Below are 14,615 nucleotides of genomic sequence, written 5' to 3'. Positions count from 1 at the left end.
AATGCGTGCCGTGAGAGGGAGACTAAGATGATCAGAACAACCCATGTGGGCAGCCTGCCGCGCACTCAAGACGTGGTGGATTTGATCTTCGCCCGGGAAAACGGCGCGTCCTATGACCAAGCCACGTTTGACGCCACCATGACCGCGGCCAGTGCGGCGACGGTTGGGCGGCAGGTCGCCTCGGGCGTGGATATCGTCAGCGATGGTGAGACGTCGAAAATCAGCTACGCGACATACGTAAAGGACCGCTACACCGGCTTTTCCGGCGATAGCCCCCGCAATGCGCCTGCCGACCTAAAGGCGTTCCCGGGGTTTCTGAAGCGGCTCGCGGATGATGGCGGGACACCGCAATACGCACGGCCCATGTGCACGGGGCCTGTTGCCTCCAAGGGGCAGGGTGAGTTGCAGACCGATATCGCCAACCTCAAGGCGGGCATGGCAGAGCATGGCGCAGCAGAGGGCTTTATGAACGCAGCCTCGCCCGGCGTGATTTCGTTATTTTTGCAAAACGACCACTACACCACGCGGGAGGCATATTTGGCTGCACTTGCTGATGCTATGGCCGAGGAATATCGCACCATCGTCGATGCGGGCCTGTATCTACAGCTGGATTGTCCCGATCTCGCGCTGAGCCGTCACATGCTGTTTGCGGACCTGTCTGATTCAGAGTTTCTCAAGATCGCGGCAAGCCATGTAGAGGCCCTGAACCATGCGCTTAGCGGGATTGATCCATCGCGGGTGCGTGTTCACATCTGTTGGGGCAACTACGAGGGCCCGCATGTGTGTGATATCGACATGGCCAAAGTGTTTCCGACGCTGATGTCGGTCAATGCGAGCCAGTTGTTGTTTGAGACCTCAAACCCCCGTCACGCCCATGAGTGGACCGTGTTCCGAGACCGCGCCGCAGAAATTCCTGAGGATAAAATCCTTGTGCCCGGCGTGATCGACAGCACCACAAACTTTGTGGAACACCCTGAACTGGTCGCTGAGCGCGTTACGAAATTCGCACAAATTGTGGGGGCGGACCGGGTTATCGCAGGATCGGATTGTGGTTTTGGAACATTCGCCGGCTTCGGCACCGTTGATCCAGATATCGCCTATGCCAAGCTGAGCGCCCTATCGGAAGGCACCCGCTTGGCGGCTGAACGGCTCTAGAGTTTTTCGACGTGGATGGTCCCGGTCGCAAAGGCGATATGCCCTGCGATCGCGGACACCGCGTCGGCGGGGGTCTCATAGGACCACGCAACGTCGTCAACTTGTCCGCTACGCCCAACAAGGTGAAAATAGCTCGCGACGCCCTTTTTGGGGCAGGTGGTGGTTGTGTCGGATGGCTCAAGAAAAGCCATGCCGATGTCTTCGCGGGGGAAATAGATGACTGGGGGCATGTTGCCTTCGGTCAGTTCCAGCGCGTTGCGGGTTTCACCAAGCACAGAGTTATCGGTCCGAACGACCCAGGTTCCGGTAGCCTTGTGAACGGAAATCTCTTTTAGCATATCTCTCTCCCCTGCGGTGTAAGGGCCTCATGTAACACAAACTGTGCAGAAAGCCACTGCCATGCGCGTGTGACATAGGTGTGACGGCTTCTTATGCACAAAGCGGGTGGCTGAGCACCCTATACGACCTGCGACTATAGGGGCGCGCAGGCCGCCGTGAGCCATGCCAAAGGCGCGGTATCCAGCTGAGGCCCGACCTTGGCCAGGACTTCGCCATGATAAGCATCCAGCCAATCTCGCTCCGCCGGGGCTAGGATCGTGACGTCAATCAATCGCCGATCAAACGGCACGAAGGTCAGCGTCTCAAATGCATACTGCGTACGCTCTGGGTCGCCACCGGGCAGGGCAGGGGCGGGCTGCACCACGATCAGGTTCTCCAATCGAATGCCAAATCGTCCCTCTAGGTAGTATCCCGGCTCATTGCTGAGGATCATTCCGGGTTGTAGCGGCAGATCGGAGACGCGGCTTAGGCGCTGCGGCCCTTCATGCACGCTAAGGTACACGCCAACGCCGTGACCCGTGCCATGGTCAAAATCGCGCCCCGCCGCCCAAAGCGGCGCACGGGCCAGCGCGTCCAGATGGGCCCCCGCAACGCCCTTCGGGAACCGCGCACGCGATATCGCGATAAGCCCCTGAAGCACTTGGGTATAGGCGGTGCGCTCCTCTGGGCCGGGCTCGCGCAGGGCCATCGTCCGAGTGATATCCGTGGTGCCGTCCAAATACTGCCCGCCGCTGTCCACCAGCAGGAGCGTATCGTCCGCAAGGGGGCGGTTGGTTTCCTTGGTGACACGGTAGTGCATGATCGCGCCGTTGGGGCCGCTGCCACAGATCGTTTCAAAACTAATGTCGCGCAGGGCATTGGTTTCGCGCCGGAACCCTTCGAGTGCGGTGACAACGTCGATCTCTGACAGGCTGTCTTTGGGGGCACTGTCGAGCCACGCGAGGAATTTCACCACCGCGCTTGCATCCCGCAAGTGGGCCGTGCGCGTGGCGGTAATTTCGGCGTCGGTTTTGGCGGCCTTGGGCAGGGCGCAGGGGTCACGGGTGTCGACGGGTGTCGCACCTGCCGCCATCAGGGCGCCGTAGACCGCGAGTGGGGCTGTGCCATAGTCCACTGCGACCTTGCCCGTCAGCTCGGACAGGGCGGGTGCAAACCCTGCGGGTTCAGCGATTGTGACGCCCTCTAGCGGCGCGATGCCCTCAAGTTTCTTGGCGTCAATGAACAGGGTGACTGTACCGTCGTCGTGCAAGATCCCCAAACACTGCGCAATCGGGTTGCGCGGGATATCTGCGCCGCGAATGTTCAAAAGCCAGTTGAGGCTATCTGGCAGGGTCAGCACGGCCGCCGATTGTCCCGCTTTGCGCAAGTCCGCTGCAAGGCTGGTGCGTTTGTCCTCGGCGCTTCGCCCGGCAAGGGCGTCCGGGTAGACCATCACAGGCTCGGTCGGTGGGGCGGGGCGATCCTGCCAAATGCGGTCCAACAGATTGTCTGTTTCACGCAGATCAACGCCCTTGTCCTCAAGGGCAGTGGCAAGGGCGAGGCCTTCTTTAACCGTGTGCAACCACGGATCAATCGCCAGGGTTTGGCCTTTGGCCATGCGCGCCGTGAGCCACTCCGCTAAGCCGGTCTCTGGCCAATGCACGGGGGTAAAGCTGCCCAAATCGACCTGATGCTTGACCTGAACGCGGTAGCGTCCATCCACGAAAACACCGGCTTGATCACGCAAAGCCGCGCAAAATCCGGCGGACCCGGTGAACCCTGTCAGCCACGCCAAACGATCATCGCAAGGGGCCACGTATTCACCTTGGTGAACGTCCGCGCGTGGGATCAGAAATCCATCGACGCCCTCAGCCTCCATGATGCGGCGCAGGGCCTCCAATCGGGGGGGGCCGTTTTCGGGGCGCGCGCTCACGGAGAAGTCTTGAAACACTAGGAAACCTTTTTCATTCCAGCGAACCGCGCCCTTGCGCGCGGGTCCGTATCAAAGAGAGATGCAAGCTGCTCGGTCATCGCGCCCGCCAATTGCTCAACGTCGGTGATGGTTACAGCACGCTCATAATAGCGGGTTACGTCATGGCCGATCCCGATGGCGATCAGTTCGATCTGCTTGCGCTTTTCCACCATGGCGATCACGTCGCGCAGGTGTTTTTCGAGGTAATTAGCCGGGTTTACCGACAGGGTGCTGTCGTCCACGGGCGCACCATCGGAAATCACCATCATGACCTTGCGCGCCTCGGGGCGGGCCAGCATCCGGCGTTGCGCCCATTCCAGCGCCTCACCATCGATGTTTTCCTTCAGAAGGCCCTCTTTCATCATCAACCCAAGGTTGGGCCGCGTCCGGCGCCATGGTGCGTCGGCTGATTTGTAGATGATGTGGCGCAGGTCGTTCAGGCGTCCGGGCTGTTGGGGGCGGCCTTCTTTGAGCCATTCCTCACGGCTCAGGCCGCCCTTCCACGCGCGGGTCGTAAAGCCGAGGATTTCGACCTTAACACCGCACCGTTCCAGCGTGCGGGCCAGAACGTCGGCGCAGATTGCCGCGATTGAGATCGGACGGCCCCGCATCGACCCAGAGTTATCCAGCAAAAGCGTCACGCAGGTGTCACGGAATTCTGTGTCACGCTCCATCTTAAAGCTGAGCGGTGTGGTTGGGTTGGCAACAACACGAGCAAGGCGGCCGGCATCAAGGATGCCCTCCTCCAGATCAAACTCCCAAGAGCGGTTCTGTTGCGCCTGAAGGCGGCGTTGCAATTTGTTGGCAAGCCGCGACACGGCGCCCTTAAGTGGCTCTAGCTGCTGATCCAGATAGGCGCGCAAACGCTCCAACTCGGCGGGTTCCGCAAGGTCCTCGGCGCGAATTTCTTCGTCGTGTTCGGTCCGATACACGATGTAGCCGGGGTCCGCCTCTGAGATGGGCGCCGGTGGGGGCGGCTCCATGTTGTCTTGGCTCTCGGGCATCTCGGCTTCTTCGGCGTTCTCAGCCTCGGCCATGTCATCCATCGTCACAGAGGCCTGCGCGGGGTCGGACTGCTGTTCTTGGCTTTGCTCGGGCGAGGCCTCATCGTCCTGCTCGGATTGATCATCCTCGCCGGTGCTGTCGGGCTGCTCATCCTCATCGGACTGGCCTTCTTCTTCCTGATCCTCGTCCTCTTGGTCAGGATCGTCGCCCAGCTGATCGCCGTAACCCATGTCATCGATCAGCTGACGGGCGAGCTTGGCAAAGGTCGCTTGGTCGGCAAGCGCGCCATCGATACCGTCGAGCGTGCCTTCGCATTGGCCTTCGATGAAATCGCGCCACAGGTTCATGACGTTCGCCGCAGCCGGAGGCAGGTCGCGGCCCGTGGCCAGATGCCGGATCAGATAGCCCGCAGCGGTGGCCAACGGGGCTTGGGCGGCCTCGGTGATTTCACCGTAGCCGCGACGCGACGCGTCTGAGCCGATTTTGGCGTCGATGTTGCCTGCGGTGCCGGGCATAGCGCGGGCGCCAACTGCCTCGCACCGAGCGGTTTCCATCGCATCGTAAATTTCACGCGCCATGTTCCCGCTGGGCAGGTAGCGGCTGTAGGTGCTGGCGTCGTGGTATTTGTGGCGCAGGGCAAAAGCGTCGGCTGTGCCGCGTGCCAGCAGGACCTCTTCGCGGGTCATGCGGCGCGTTACTTGTGGTAGGCGCACACTGTCGTTGGTGGCACCGGGGGGGTCCACGGAATAGCTGACGCCCAACTCAGGATCGTCGGCCAGAACCTTTGTCGCCTCCGCAAGCGCCTTTTTGAACGGATCAGCCGGGTTATCGTTGGGTTTCTTCATACTATCCTCCGGCGGCGGAGGGCGTTGCTACACAAGCCCGCCCGCCCAGATTTTCACGGGAAAACCCGCCGCGTGTTCCTTAGCCGAGGCTCATGCTTGCTGCACTTTCAGGCAGTTCTTCGTCAAAGCACCGCTGGTAGAATTCGGCCACGGTCTGGCGTTCCAACTCATCACATTTGTTGAGGAACGACAGGCGGAACGCATAGCCCACGTCGCCAAAGATGCGCGCGTTTTCGGCCCATGCCAGCACCGAGCGGGGCGACATCACAGTAGACAGATCGCCGTTCATGAACGCAGTCCGGGTCAGGTCGGCCACAGTCACCATCTGGCTCACGATTTGGCGGCCTTTTTCGGTATTGTAGTGGGGCGACTTGGACAAAACGATTGCGGCTTCCGCATCGTGGCTGAGGTAGTTCAGCGTTGCGACCAGAGACCAGCGGTCCATCTGGGCTTGGTTGATCTGTTGCGTACCGTGATAAAGGCCAGTCGTATCACCCAGACCAACGGTGTTGGCTGTTGCGAACAAACGGAACGACGGGTGTGGAGTGATTATCTCGTTTTGGTCCATCAGCGTCAGTTTGCCGTCGGCTTCCAGTACGCGCTGGATCACGAACATCACATCCGCGCGGCCGGCATCGTATTCATCAAATACGATGGCAACGGGGTTGCGCAGGGCCCACGGCAGGATGCCTTCGTGGAATTCGGTAACCTGTACGCCGTCCTTCAGCTTGATCGCGTCTTTCCCGATCAGGTCAATCCGGCTGATGTGGCTGTCGAGGTTCACACGCACTGCGGGCCAGTTCAGCCTGGCAGCGACTTGTTCGATGTGCGTCGACTTACCCGTGCCGTGATACCCTTGGATCATGACGCGGCGATTGTAGCCAAAGCCAGCAAGGATCGCGAGCGTGGTGTCTGGGTCGAACTTGTAGGTCGGATCAATCTCAGGCACGCGATCAGAGGCTTCAGCGAACCCCTTTACCTTCATGTCTGAATCAATTCCGAACACTTCCCGGACCGAGATATCTTCGGTCGGTTTTGCAATTTGCCCCATGCCACCATCCGCCATCGTGTAATCCTTACCTTGTTGGGGGGCGCTCAGCCCACCGCGTTCGACGCAACATAACGCATGAAACGGCGAGGGGAAGGGGTGTGCTGGCACTATCGCGCCTGTCTTGACTAAGACCAGCCCGCAGTCGCCTTGAACGGGTGGCAACGGCGGGCTGAACACTTGAATAAAAAGGGGAGGGGCGTCTGCCACGACCACCCCTCCCGGAGAAGGATCACGCAATATAGGGACGCTTGCGTGATCCTATCGCTCACTCGGCGGCATGCGGGGCGGACGCCCCCCGAAACCATCCAAGTTTGCGAAACACAACCCAGTCGAGCGCGAGCACAGCGATCAGGCTGGCACCGACAAGCGGCAGCAGGATCATCATGGTCACGATCAACGCTGCCACAGGCCATGACACCTGTGCATCTGGGGCGGCAGGCACGCCGAGACTGCCCTGCGGCCGGCGCATCCACCACGCCACAAACCCCGACACTGACAGCACGACGCCCAGCACTGCGGCCACGGTGTTTTGGGCCACGTTCGCCCAGCCGTATAATTCGCCTTGGTGAAAGCTGATGCCGAGGGATTTGGCCTGCGCCACCCCGGGGTTGTCGGTGAAATCGACCCGTGCCAAGACCGCGCCGCTATACTGGTCAATCACCAGTTCTGATTGCGCGTAGCGGTTCACGCTGGCAGAGCGCATCCAATACGCGCCATCGGCTTTGCGTGGAGGGCGGATTTCATAAGGTGTGGCCAGCCCTTGGTCCGCAGCGATGGCCGCGACCTGTTCAACCGCGATCGGCTCGCCTGTGTCGGTGCTCGACTTGGGCACAGAGCCACCGAACCGGAGGGATTTGCTTTGAGTGCCGGTGATCTCTTGGACCTTATTCAGGCCACCGCCCCAGACATCCGTCCACGGCAGCCCGGAGACCAAGATCGGCAAGACCAAAACCACCGCGAGCATCCCGGTGAACAGATGCATTTGCCTCCAAAACCCGCGCTTGGCGGATTGGTTTTTCGGCGGGCGGGGCAATGCCGCGCGGTCCCGCAGCCGCTGCGCGCCGCGCGGCCACCACAACACGGCTCCGGTCACCAGCATGATCACGGCCCAATGCGCGGCCAGTTCCACAAACTTGGTGCCAATGTCGCCAAGCAACAGTTCTCCGTGGAACTTTTTGACTTGGTGCATCAGCATCGTGTCGCGCGCCTGCACGGCAATGATGTCGGCGGTGTAGGGATTGATCCAAGCGTAACTGCGCACGCCTTGAGGGGTGTTGAACTCAATCCGAGTGGTATGTTCGGGCGACACGGGCGGGATCACCGCGCGCATCCGGGAAATCCCGACAAAGGTGTCGAGCTGAGCGATTTGAACGGCGATGGGCAGGGCTGTTTCCTGCGCCTCTACATAGAAACGGTCTGCATAGAGCCAGTTTTCGATCTGAGGCTTATAAAGGTAGAGGCCCCCCGTGATCGAGAGCATTGCCATGAAGGGCAACACATAGAGAGAGGCGAGGAAATGCCATTTCCAGACAAGGCGGTAGAACGCCCCGCCACGGGCGATGGTTGGGCGGATTGAGGCCGCCCCGGTGATATCGGACATGTAGTGTGGTCTTTCGCTGCGAACTTAGGTCTGAACAAAGGGGTCAGACGGGCAGCGGCGGACCTTGGGAGGGGGGCGGTAAAACGGCAGCGAGGGGCGCAGACACAAGGTCCGTACGCGCCGCATCGCGAAGGTTGGCACGGGCGAGTGTTTGCCAAACGGGTGTCTCGGGCACGGCGATTGCGACCACCGCGTCCTTGAAAACACACTTGTGGGCCTCGGTGTCGGCGACTTCGACGGGCTGACCCTCGGCGTCAATGACGATGGTCTGCATCTCAAAGCCAGAGCAGATCACGATGGTCTGGAATTGGCCGGGCATCAGCTCCATGGCGATGGCAGATGCGCGCGGGGCAAGAATACCCAGCGTGATCGTCAAAACCAAAAGAAGGCGGAGCGCGTGCTTCATGGCACCCTTGGTGCGGCAGTCGCCCCAATGGGGCAACCGCCAAGATGTCGCAGCCTATTTAAAGCTGCGACTGTCCTTAATCTGATCCCAAGCCCAGACGACTTCGCCAAGCTGTTCTTCTTGGCTGCGGTCGCCTCCGTTCATGTCGGGGTGAAGCACTTTGATCAGCTTTTTGTAGGCCTTGCGGATTTCGGCCTTTTCCCAATGATCCTTTGCCTCAAGGATCTCGAGTGCTTTGCGCTCGGTGGGGGGCAGCCTGCGACCACCGCCACCACCCTTGCCGGGATTGCGGGTGGCATTGGCACCCAGCACCTGATGCGCGTCATCCACGCCCAAACGAGCCCAGGCGCGTTCCTCGGCGGATTGCTTGAACGGTTTGGTGGGGCGCTCGCCCACTTTGTCACGGTCAAGTTGCGCGTTGATTTCTTCTTCGGTCGTCCCGTCAAAGAAATTCCACTTCAGGTTATATTCCCGCACGTGTTCACGGCAGAACCAATAGAAGTCGTCCAGAATGTCCGGGCTTTTGGGGGCGCGGTATTGGCCCGCTTCCTCACAGCCTTTGTGTTCACAGACACGTTTTGACGTCTCAAACGCCCCGGACATGCCGCGCCGTGTGCGGTTGGTCTTTTTCTTTGCGGTCGAAACACGCATGTCGAAGTTGAATGGATCGCTGCTGCTCACGGGTGTGTCCCCTTCGTTGCAAGGCCCTAGACTTTAGACTATCTGGCGGGGGAGTGAAGAGGCAGCGAGGGGATTTTTCGTGACTAAGGCCGATAAAATTGAAGCCGCCCTGCGCGCAGCGTTTACGCCGCAGGTTTTGGATGTCGTGAACGAGAGCCATATGCACGCGGGACATGCCGGCGACGATGGCACGGGCGAGACACATTACGCCGTGCGCATCCAATCCGCCGCGTTTGATGGGATGTCCCGGATTGCGCGTCACAGGGCCGTGCATGCCGCGATTGGCAAGGACCTGATGGTGCAAATCCACGCCTTGTCGCTGGATATCAGCGCGTAGGTTCCGCCCCTTCGTCTACCTGATCCGCGCCCTCGGGCGTGTCTGGAGGCGTTTCTTCACGCTTGGGGCGTGCCAACAGCGGATGTGTAACAGGGGCTGCGGCCTGTTTGGGGCGGCGAAAGATCAGCATTGTGTGCTGAACTGTGCTGCGAAACAGAAGGCCGCGGCGTTCCTCCGCCGGGAGGGTGTCGGTGCGAATGTACTCCCACCCCGCGGCGCCTAGCTCGTTCATCACTACGCTTAGGGCATTGGCAAACTTCGCCTCATTGCCGCGAATACCTTTGCCGGATTTGCCGCGACGCGGGGCAGGGACGATTTTGTATTCGAAGGTTTGCATTGTGTCAGATGTCCTTTGGGAAGGGCGCGGTGCACTAAGCGAGTGCGGCTGTTTTATGGTGTGCAAGGGCTGCTGCGATGACGCGGTCGACGTTTTGACTGAACGGACGACCGGCGGCTGCGATTTCCGACAGCGGGATCCATTCGGCGTCCGCGGCATCATCTGCGGCAACGGGGCTGCCCGCCACATAGTGGCACAGCACGGCGGCCAACAGGTAGTGGTGGGTGATGCGGTCCTGTGCGTCGCGGCCAACCACATCTAAACAGGTGAGATAGCCTGCGGCGGTCGCGGTGACACCGGTTTCCTCATGCAATTCGCGGACTGCGGCCTCAAGGGCGGTTTCCCCCCATTCGACGTGTCCGCCGGGAAAACCCCATAGCCCTGCGTTCGGCTCTTTGCCCCGCTGCACCATCAGTGCCGCATCGTCGCGCAATACAACCGCGATCGCGCCGACTTTGGGGCGATCCGCGCTCATAACAGCCCCGTGGGCGATTGTTTTTCGCCCCGCGCATAGAGCCAAAACAAGAGCGTGAGTGCCAAGCTGCCAGTCATCAGCGCGCAACCAACCCAACCCGCAACATCGACCATAGAAGGATCGGACAGAACCAGCACCCAAAGGGTCATCCCTGAATTGAGGACGAATGATAACCCAAACAACCAGACCGCCGCGCGGTTTAGAAGAACCAACGCCGCTCCCCCAAGCAGAGCAAGAACAACTTGAGTGGCCCAAACTGCATCAAACCACGGAGGAAGTGTTGCAAACCATTCCTGCTGCTCGGGTGTGAAGGCCTCATAGTAAGCTGGCAAATTGTATTGTACGGCCGCGTAGTCGATCAGAACAGCAACTCCATAAAATACAGTTACCAGTCCCATGAACCAGTAGTGAAAACGTTCCATCCTGTATCCTTCGCAAGCAATGGGATGAGCATACCGCTGAACTCTCATTGTGCAATGTCGTCGAAAGGACCGTACGTTTGATTCGCGGTTAACAGCCCAACCGTGATCCGGGCGATGACGGTACAAACCGAGCTCGCCGCGTATAGCTGTTTTTAGATTTTGTGAGTGATTTCCGCAGGTTTTAAGAGGATTAACCCGTTTCGATTGGCCGGGTCCCCGAAGGGATGCTCTTAACACTTTGCTGGTACCGGTGGCCGGACTCGAACCGGCAAGCCTTGCGGCGGGGGATTTTGAATCCCCTGCGTCTACCAATTCCGCCACACCGGCACTTGCGAGGCCCGCTCTAGCCCAGTGTCGCGAGAGCGTCAATCGCTCTCGGGCAACAGATGCATTTATTTGGCCTGATTTGCCGCGTCGCGGCATTGACGGAACTCAAAAGGCATGACACTGCCGAAAGTATGATAAGGTCTTTATACAACTGGACTATGTCCATGGCCGACCATCCCCGCGCGTTGTGGGTGCTGGCTTTTGTGGCGTTCATCGAAAGTTCGGTTTTCCCGATCCCCCCGGATATCTTGATGATTCCCATGATCCTCGCGGCGCCGCGCCGTGCGTTTTTGATTGCGGGCGTGGCCACAGTGTCATCCGTTTTGGGCGGAATGCTGGGCTATTTTATCGGCGCATTCTTTTATGACGCCATCGGCGCGCCCGTTCTCGAAGCGATGGGCAAGGGCGGCTCAATGGCCGAGTTTAACAACCGCTTTAACGATTTCGGATTTTGGGCGGTTCTTGTGGCAGGGCTGACGCCTTTCCCGTATAAAGTGATAACGATTATGTCCGGTTGGACCGGGATGCCGCTTGCGACGTTTGTGGCAACGTCCATCCTCGCCCGCGGTTTGAGATTTTTTATTGTGTCTGCATTGTTATGGAAATTCGGCGCACCGGTTCGCGCCTTCATTGAGCGTCGCCTTGGGCTTGTGTTCACCGCGTTTGTTATTTTGTTAATCGGTGGCTTTGCGGCCCTTAGGTTTTTATGATCCTGCACGATATGTCCCAAAAACAGATGGTTATGGTCGCGGCTGGCGGCTCTTTGGTGCTGCTCGCTGGTGCGTATTTGTTTCAGGCGCTGGGCTATGCGCCGTGCCAGATGTGCTTGTGGCAACGCTGGCCACACGGGGCGGCGATTGTTCTGGGCTTGGTCGCTATTGCTGGCATCGCGCCACGGGTGACGGCCTATGTGGGGGCCGCTGCTGCGTTAACGACCGCAGGGATCGGCGCGTTCCATTCCGGGGTTGAGCAGGGCTGGTGGGAAGGCCCAAGCGCGTGCAGTAGCGCGGGCAATGATTTGGGCACCCTCAGCGGAGCGGATTTGCTGAGCACGGCAATCCAAGACACGATCATCATGTGCAATGAAATCGCATGGTCCTTCATGGGCCTGTCGATGGCCACATGGAACATGGTTCTGTCGTTGGTGTTCGTGGCGATTTGGCTGCGCGCGGCCCGGATGGCCTAGCACGTCAGGCCCACTAATGACTGGCCAAATGACCCGCCGGATGCCAAGGCACCCGGCGGCATTAAGGTCTTAACCCGCCAGTTTCTTGGCAACGATTTGGTTGACGACCGCAGGGTTTGCTTTGCCGCCCGTTGCCTTCATCACCTGACCCACGAACCAACCCGCGAGCTTGGGGTTCTGCTGGGCCTTTTCGACCTGCGCGGGGTTGGCGGCGATGATGTCGTCAACGGCTTGTTCAATCGCACCTGTGTCGGTCACCTGTTTCATGCCGCGGGCTGCAACAATCTCAGCCGGGTCGCCGCCTTCGGTGTAGACGATCTCAAACAGGTCCTTGGCAATCTTGCCCGAGATTTCATCCGCTTTGATCAGCGCGATGATCCCTGCCAGTTGCGCAGGCGAAACGGGGCTGTCAGCGATGCCTGCGTCGTCCTTTTTCAAACGACCAAACAGCTCATTGATGACCCAGTTGGCGGCCAGCTTGCCGTCGCCTGCGGCCTCAGCCACAGCCTCAAAATAGACCGCATCAGCAGTCTCAGCGGTCAGAACGCTCGCGTCATAATCGCTCAACCCAAAGTCCGACATGAACCGGGCTTTCTTGGCGTCGGGCAGTTCGGGCAGCGAGGCTTCGATTGCATCGACCCATGACTGCTCAATTTCTAGCGGCAGAAGGTCGGGATCGGGGAAATAGCGGTAATCGTGCGCTTCTTCCTTGGACCGCATCGACCGGGTCTCGTTCTTGTCGGGATCATAGAGCCGGGTTTCCTGCTCGACGCTACCGCCTGCTTCAACGATGGCGATCTGGCGGCGGGCCTCGACCTCAATAGCGGCTTGGATAAACCGCATGGAGTTCATGTTCTTGATCTCACACCGGGTGCCAAGGTGCGAAAAATCCTGCGTTTCTTGGTATTTCTCATAGGCGCCGGGCAAACAGATCGAGACGTTCACATCCGCACGCATGCTGCCGCTTTGCATGTTGCCATCACAGGTGCCCAAGTACCGCAGAATTTGGCGCAGCTTGCCCAAGTAGGCAGCGGCCTCTTCGGGGCCACGAATGTCGGGACGCGACACGATTTCCATCAGGGCCACGCCGGTCCGGTTTAGGTCCACGAATGACATCGCGGGGTCCATGTCGTGGATGGATTTGCCGGCGTCTTGCTCAAGGTGAATTCGCTCAATGCGCACAAGCCGCGCGGTCGGGGCTTCTTTGGCAGAACCCGCGCCCATTTCGACCAGCACTTCGCCCTCACCCACGATGGGGTGGTACAGCTGCGAAATCTGATAGCCCTGTGGCAAATCCGGATAGAAGTAGTTTTTGCGATCAAACGCCGAGGTCAGGTTGATCTGTGCCTTGAGGCCAAGGCCCGTGCGCACAGCCTGCTCTACGCAGAATTCGTTGATGACGGGCAACATGCCGGGCATGCCTGCGTCCACAAAGGCCACGTTGGAATTGGCCTCTGCGCCGAACAGGGTCGATGCGCCAGAAAACAGCTTTGAGTTTGAACTGACCTGCGCATGGACTTCCATTCCGATGACCAATTCCCAGTCGTGCTTGGCACCGGCAATGGTTTTGACTTTGGGCAGGTCATAGGACAGGTCGAGCATCAGGGCCTCCGGGGTCATGTCTTGGCCTTTCGTTTAGGCGAGCATGCGGGGCAGGGCAAGGGCAAGCGATGGGCGAAAACAGGCTCAAACCCCGGCTTGGGGCTGTGGAAATTGATTTTTCCTATCTCTGGGGCTACGCGACAAAGACGGCCTTGGGGGTGTGGAGCATGTTAAGCACGGTAGCAAAGGGGGCGATGGCCCTGTTGGTGTGCCTCACGGTGTCTGCGGCCTCGGCGCAATCGGCTGCTGTGTCGGATGCAGAACCACCCGATCAGACGTTACAGGCCCCGCTGTTTTCTGCCCCTCCAATCGGGCGTCCTGCGCAGGCCAAACTGCCAAAACTACGGTGGGATCATATTAATGGGTCCCGCGCATGGACCCGGGCTGCGATGCGCGCGCTTGGGGCACATGGCGCGCCGCTGGTCGACATGGTGCCCGGTGATATCGCGCAATGGTGTCCTGCCTATCCGGAGGCCGAGCAGTGGGCGCGCAAAGCGTTTTGGGCGGGCCTTCTGAGTACCCTTGCAAAGCACGAGAGCACCTATCGCCCCGGCGTTGTCGGAGGCGGTGGCAAGTGGGTCGGCCTTGTGCAAATTCTGCCCGCAACCGCGCGTGGCTATGGGTGCAGCGCGCGCACGAGTGAAGCGCTCAAGGATGGTGGGGCCAACATGTCGTGCGCCGTTCGGATCATGGCGACGACGGTGCCGCGCGACGGTGTGGTCAGTGCAGGTATGAAGGGCGTGGCTGCGGATTGGGGCCCGTTTCACAGCCGTGCCAAGCGGGAGGACATGCGCCGCTGGCTCGCCGCGCGCCCGTTTTGCAAAGTGCCGGTTGATCTGGCCTCTGTCGCGCCGATGCCTCGGCCGGGCGCGCCAAGGCCCGTGCCGAACTGAGGC

Annotated in this window: 16 protein-coding genes and 1 tRNA gene; 5 read left to right on the top strand and 12 right to left on the bottom strand. The window is 59.9% G+C overall.

The features are described 5' to 3' along the window. Positions 1 to 27 precede the first annotated feature (27 nt). Positions 28 to 1,155, top strand: a complete 1,128-nt coding sequence (locus THS5294_RS12895) for a cobalamin-independent methionine synthase II family protein (RefSeq protein WP_058124082.1) — start codon at positions 28 to 30, stop codon at positions 1,153 to 1,155. Here the strand turns inward: THS5294_RS12895 and THS5294_RS12890 are convergent. From THS5294_RS12890 to THS5294_RS12860, 7 genes are all read right to left on the bottom strand, one after another. Next, positions 1,152 to 1,493 (bottom strand): DUF427 domain-containing protein, encoded by a 342-nt coding sequence (locus THS5294_RS12890; protein WP_058124081.1) that lies wholly within the window; start codon positions 1,491 to 1,493, stop codon positions 1,152 to 1,154. The genes THS5294_RS12895 and THS5294_RS12890 overlap by 4 nt on opposite strands. Before the next feature lie 134 nt (positions 1,494 to 1,627). Continuing rightward, positions 1,628 to 3,424, bottom strand: a complete 1,797-nt coding sequence (locus THS5294_RS12885; protein ID WP_058124080.1) for an aminopeptidase P family protein — start codon at positions 3,422 to 3,424, stop codon at positions 1,628 to 1,630. Continuing rightward, positions 3,424 to 5,295, bottom strand: coding sequence for a cobaltochelatase subunit CobT (cobT, locus tag THS5294_RS12880; protein WP_058124079.1), 1,872 nt, complete (start codon positions 5,293 to 5,295; stop codon positions 3,424 to 3,426). Before cobT ends, THS5294_RS12885 begins: the two co-directional genes overlap by 1 nt. Before the next feature lie 79 nt (positions 5,296 to 5,374). After that, the gene (cobS, locus tag THS5294_RS12875) at positions 5,375 to 6,361 is read right to left on the bottom strand and encodes a cobaltochelatase subunit CobS (RefSeq protein WP_038006960.1); all 987 of its coding nucleotides are present in this window, start codon (positions 6,359 to 6,361) and stop codon (positions 5,375 to 5,377) included. Positions 6,362 to 6,611: 250 nt separating this feature from the next. Then, positions 6,612 to 7,946, bottom strand: a complete 1,335-nt coding sequence (locus THS5294_RS12870) for a PepSY-associated TM helix domain-containing protein (protein ID WP_058124078.1) — start codon at positions 7,944 to 7,946, stop codon at positions 6,612 to 6,614. Positions 7,947 to 7,989: 43 nt separating this feature from the next. Beyond that, positions 7,990 to 8,352 carry a hypothetical protein gene (locus THS5294_RS12865; protein ID WP_058124077.1) on the bottom strand — a complete coding sequence of 121 codons (363 nt, stop codon included), beginning with the start codon at positions 8,350 to 8,352 and terminating at the stop codon, positions 7,990 to 7,992. Positions 8,353 to 8,406: 54 nt separating this feature from the next. After that, complete coding sequence (locus THS5294_RS12860) at positions 8,407 to 9,033, bottom strand: J domain-containing protein (protein ID WP_116904192.1); 627 nt, start codon at positions 9,031 to 9,033, stop codon at positions 8,407 to 8,409. Between the two features lie 79 nt (positions 9,034 to 9,112). On the opposite strand from THS5294_RS12860, the gene THS5294_RS12855 reads away from it, so the two are divergent. After that, complete coding sequence (locus THS5294_RS12855; protein WP_082645024.1) at positions 9,113 to 9,370, top strand: BolA family protein; 258 nt, start codon at positions 9,113 to 9,115, stop codon at positions 9,368 to 9,370. On the opposite strand, the gene THS5294_RS12850 is transcribed toward THS5294_RS12855, so the two are convergent. The 4 genes from THS5294_RS12850 to THS5294_RS12835 form a co-directional block, all read right to left on the bottom strand. After that, a complete protein-coding gene (locus THS5294_RS12850; protein ID WP_058124076.1) occupies positions 9,360 to 9,707 on the bottom strand; it encodes a DUF4177 domain-containing protein in 348 nt (115 codons plus the stop codon). The two genes, THS5294_RS12855 and THS5294_RS12850, sit on opposite strands and share 11 nt — an antisense overlap. Before the next feature lie 34 nt (positions 9,708 to 9,741). Beyond that, entirely contained in the window at positions 9,742 to 10,182 is a 441-nt protein-coding gene (locus tag THS5294_RS12845; protein ID WP_058124075.1) for an NUDIX hydrolase, read from the bottom strand. Beyond that, on the bottom strand, positions 10,179 to 10,604 hold the full coding sequence (locus THS5294_RS12840; protein WP_058124074.1) for a hypothetical protein: 426 nt from the start codon (positions 10,602 to 10,604) through the stop codon (positions 10,179 to 10,181). Before THS5294_RS12840 ends, THS5294_RS12845 begins: the two co-directional genes overlap by 4 nt. 242 nt (positions 10,605 to 10,846) lie before the next feature. After that, positions 10,847 to 10,931: transfer RNA gene (locus THS5294_RS12835), tRNA-Leu, on the bottom strand. A 131-nt stretch (positions 10,932 to 11,062) separates the two neighbouring features. Here THS5294_RS12835 and THS5294_RS12830 point away from each other — a divergent pair. Together THS5294_RS12830 and THS5294_RS12825 are read left to right on the top strand one after the other, a co-directional pair. Continuing rightward, entirely contained in the window at positions 11,063 to 11,641 is a 579-nt protein-coding gene (locus THS5294_RS12830) for a YqaA family protein (protein WP_058124199.1), read from the top strand. A gap of 11 nt (positions 11,642 to 11,652) precedes the next feature. Beyond that, positions 11,653 to 12,117: a disulfide bond formation protein B gene (locus THS5294_RS12825; protein WP_058124198.1), complete on the top strand. Its 465-nt coding sequence runs from the start codon at positions 11,653 to 11,655 to the stop codon at positions 12,115 to 12,117. 69 nt (positions 12,118 to 12,186) lie between these two features. On the opposite strand, the gene gatB is transcribed toward THS5294_RS12825, so the two are convergent. Next, positions 12,187 to 13,719, bottom strand: a complete 1,533-nt coding sequence (gatB, locus tag THS5294_RS12820) for an Asp-tRNA(Asn)/Glu-tRNA(Gln) amidotransferase subunit GatB (protein ID WP_058124197.1) — start codon at positions 13,717 to 13,719, stop codon at positions 12,187 to 12,189. A gap of 167 nt (positions 13,720 to 13,886) precedes the next feature. Between gatB and THS5294_RS12815 the strand changes: the two genes are divergently transcribed. Next, the gene (locus tag THS5294_RS12815) at positions 13,887 to 14,612 is read left to right on the top strand and encodes a transglycosylase SLT domain-containing protein (protein ID WP_233486476.1); all 726 of its coding nucleotides are present in this window, start codon (positions 13,887 to 13,889) and stop codon (positions 14,610 to 14,612) included. Positions 14,613 to 14,615: the final 3 nt, after the last annotated feature.

This window comes from Thalassobacter stenotrophicus (assembly GCF_001458315.1).
Taxonomy (GTDB): Bacteria; Pseudomonadota; Alphaproteobacteria; order Rhodobacterales; family Rhodobacteraceae; genus Thalassobacter; species Thalassobacter stenotrophicus.
Note: the sequence above shows the minus strand (reverse complement) of the source record. Positions and strands in the feature narration are given on the sequence as shown.

What these genes read in the sequence shown, in the direction of transcription:
- THS5294_RS12895 (WP_058124082.1), top strand. Translation starts at nt 28, where the DNA reads ATGATCAGAACAACCCATGTGGGCAGCCTGCCGCGCACTCAAGACGTG.
- THS5294_RS12890 (WP_058124081.1), bottom strand. Translation starts at nt 1,493, where the DNA reads ATGCTAAAAGAGATTTCCGTTCACAAGGCTACCGGAACCTGGGTCGTT.
- cobT (WP_058124079.1), bottom strand. Translation starts at nt 5,295, where the DNA reads ATGAAGAAACCCAACGATAACCCGGCTGATCCGTTCAAAAAGGCGCTT.
- cobS (WP_038006960.1), bottom strand. Translation starts at nt 6,361, where the DNA reads ATGGCGGATGGTGGCATGGGGCAAATTGCAAAACCGACCGAAGATATC.
- THS5294_RS12870 (WP_058124078.1), bottom strand. Translation starts at nt 7,946, where the DNA reads ATGTCCGATATCACCGGGGCGGCCTCAATCCGCCCAACCATCGCCCGT.
- THS5294_RS12865 (WP_058124077.1), bottom strand. Translation starts at nt 8,352, where the DNA reads ATGAAGCACGCGCTCCGCCTTCTTTTGGTTTTGACGATCACGCTGGGT.
- THS5294_RS12850 (WP_058124076.1), bottom strand. Translation starts at nt 9,707, where the DNA reads ATGCAAACCTTCGAATACAAAATCGTCCCTGCCCCGCGTCGCGGCAAA.
- THS5294_RS12845 (WP_058124075.1), bottom strand. Translation starts at nt 10,182, where the DNA reads ATGAGCGCGGATCGCCCCAAAGTCGGCGCGATCGCGGTTGTATTGCGC.
- THS5294_RS12840 (WP_058124074.1), bottom strand. Translation starts at nt 10,604, where the DNA reads ATGGAACGTTTTCACTACTGGTTCATGGGACTGGTAACTGTATTTTAT.
- THS5294_RS12830 (WP_058124199.1), top strand. Translation starts at nt 11,063, where the DNA reads ATGATAAGGTCTTTATACAACTGGACTATGTCCATGGCCGACCATCCC.
- THS5294_RS12825 (WP_058124198.1), top strand. Translation starts at nt 11,653, where the DNA reads ATGTCCCAAAAACAGATGGTTATGGTCGCGGCTGGCGGCTCTTTGGTG.
- gatB (WP_058124197.1), bottom strand. Translation starts at nt 13,719, where the DNA reads ATGCTCGACCTGTCCTATGACCTGCCCAAAGTCAAAACCATTGCCGGT.
- THS5294_RS12815 (WP_233486476.1), top strand. Translation starts at nt 13,887, where the DNA reads ATGTTAAGCACGGTAGCAAAGGGGGCGATGGCCCTGTTGGTGTGCCTC.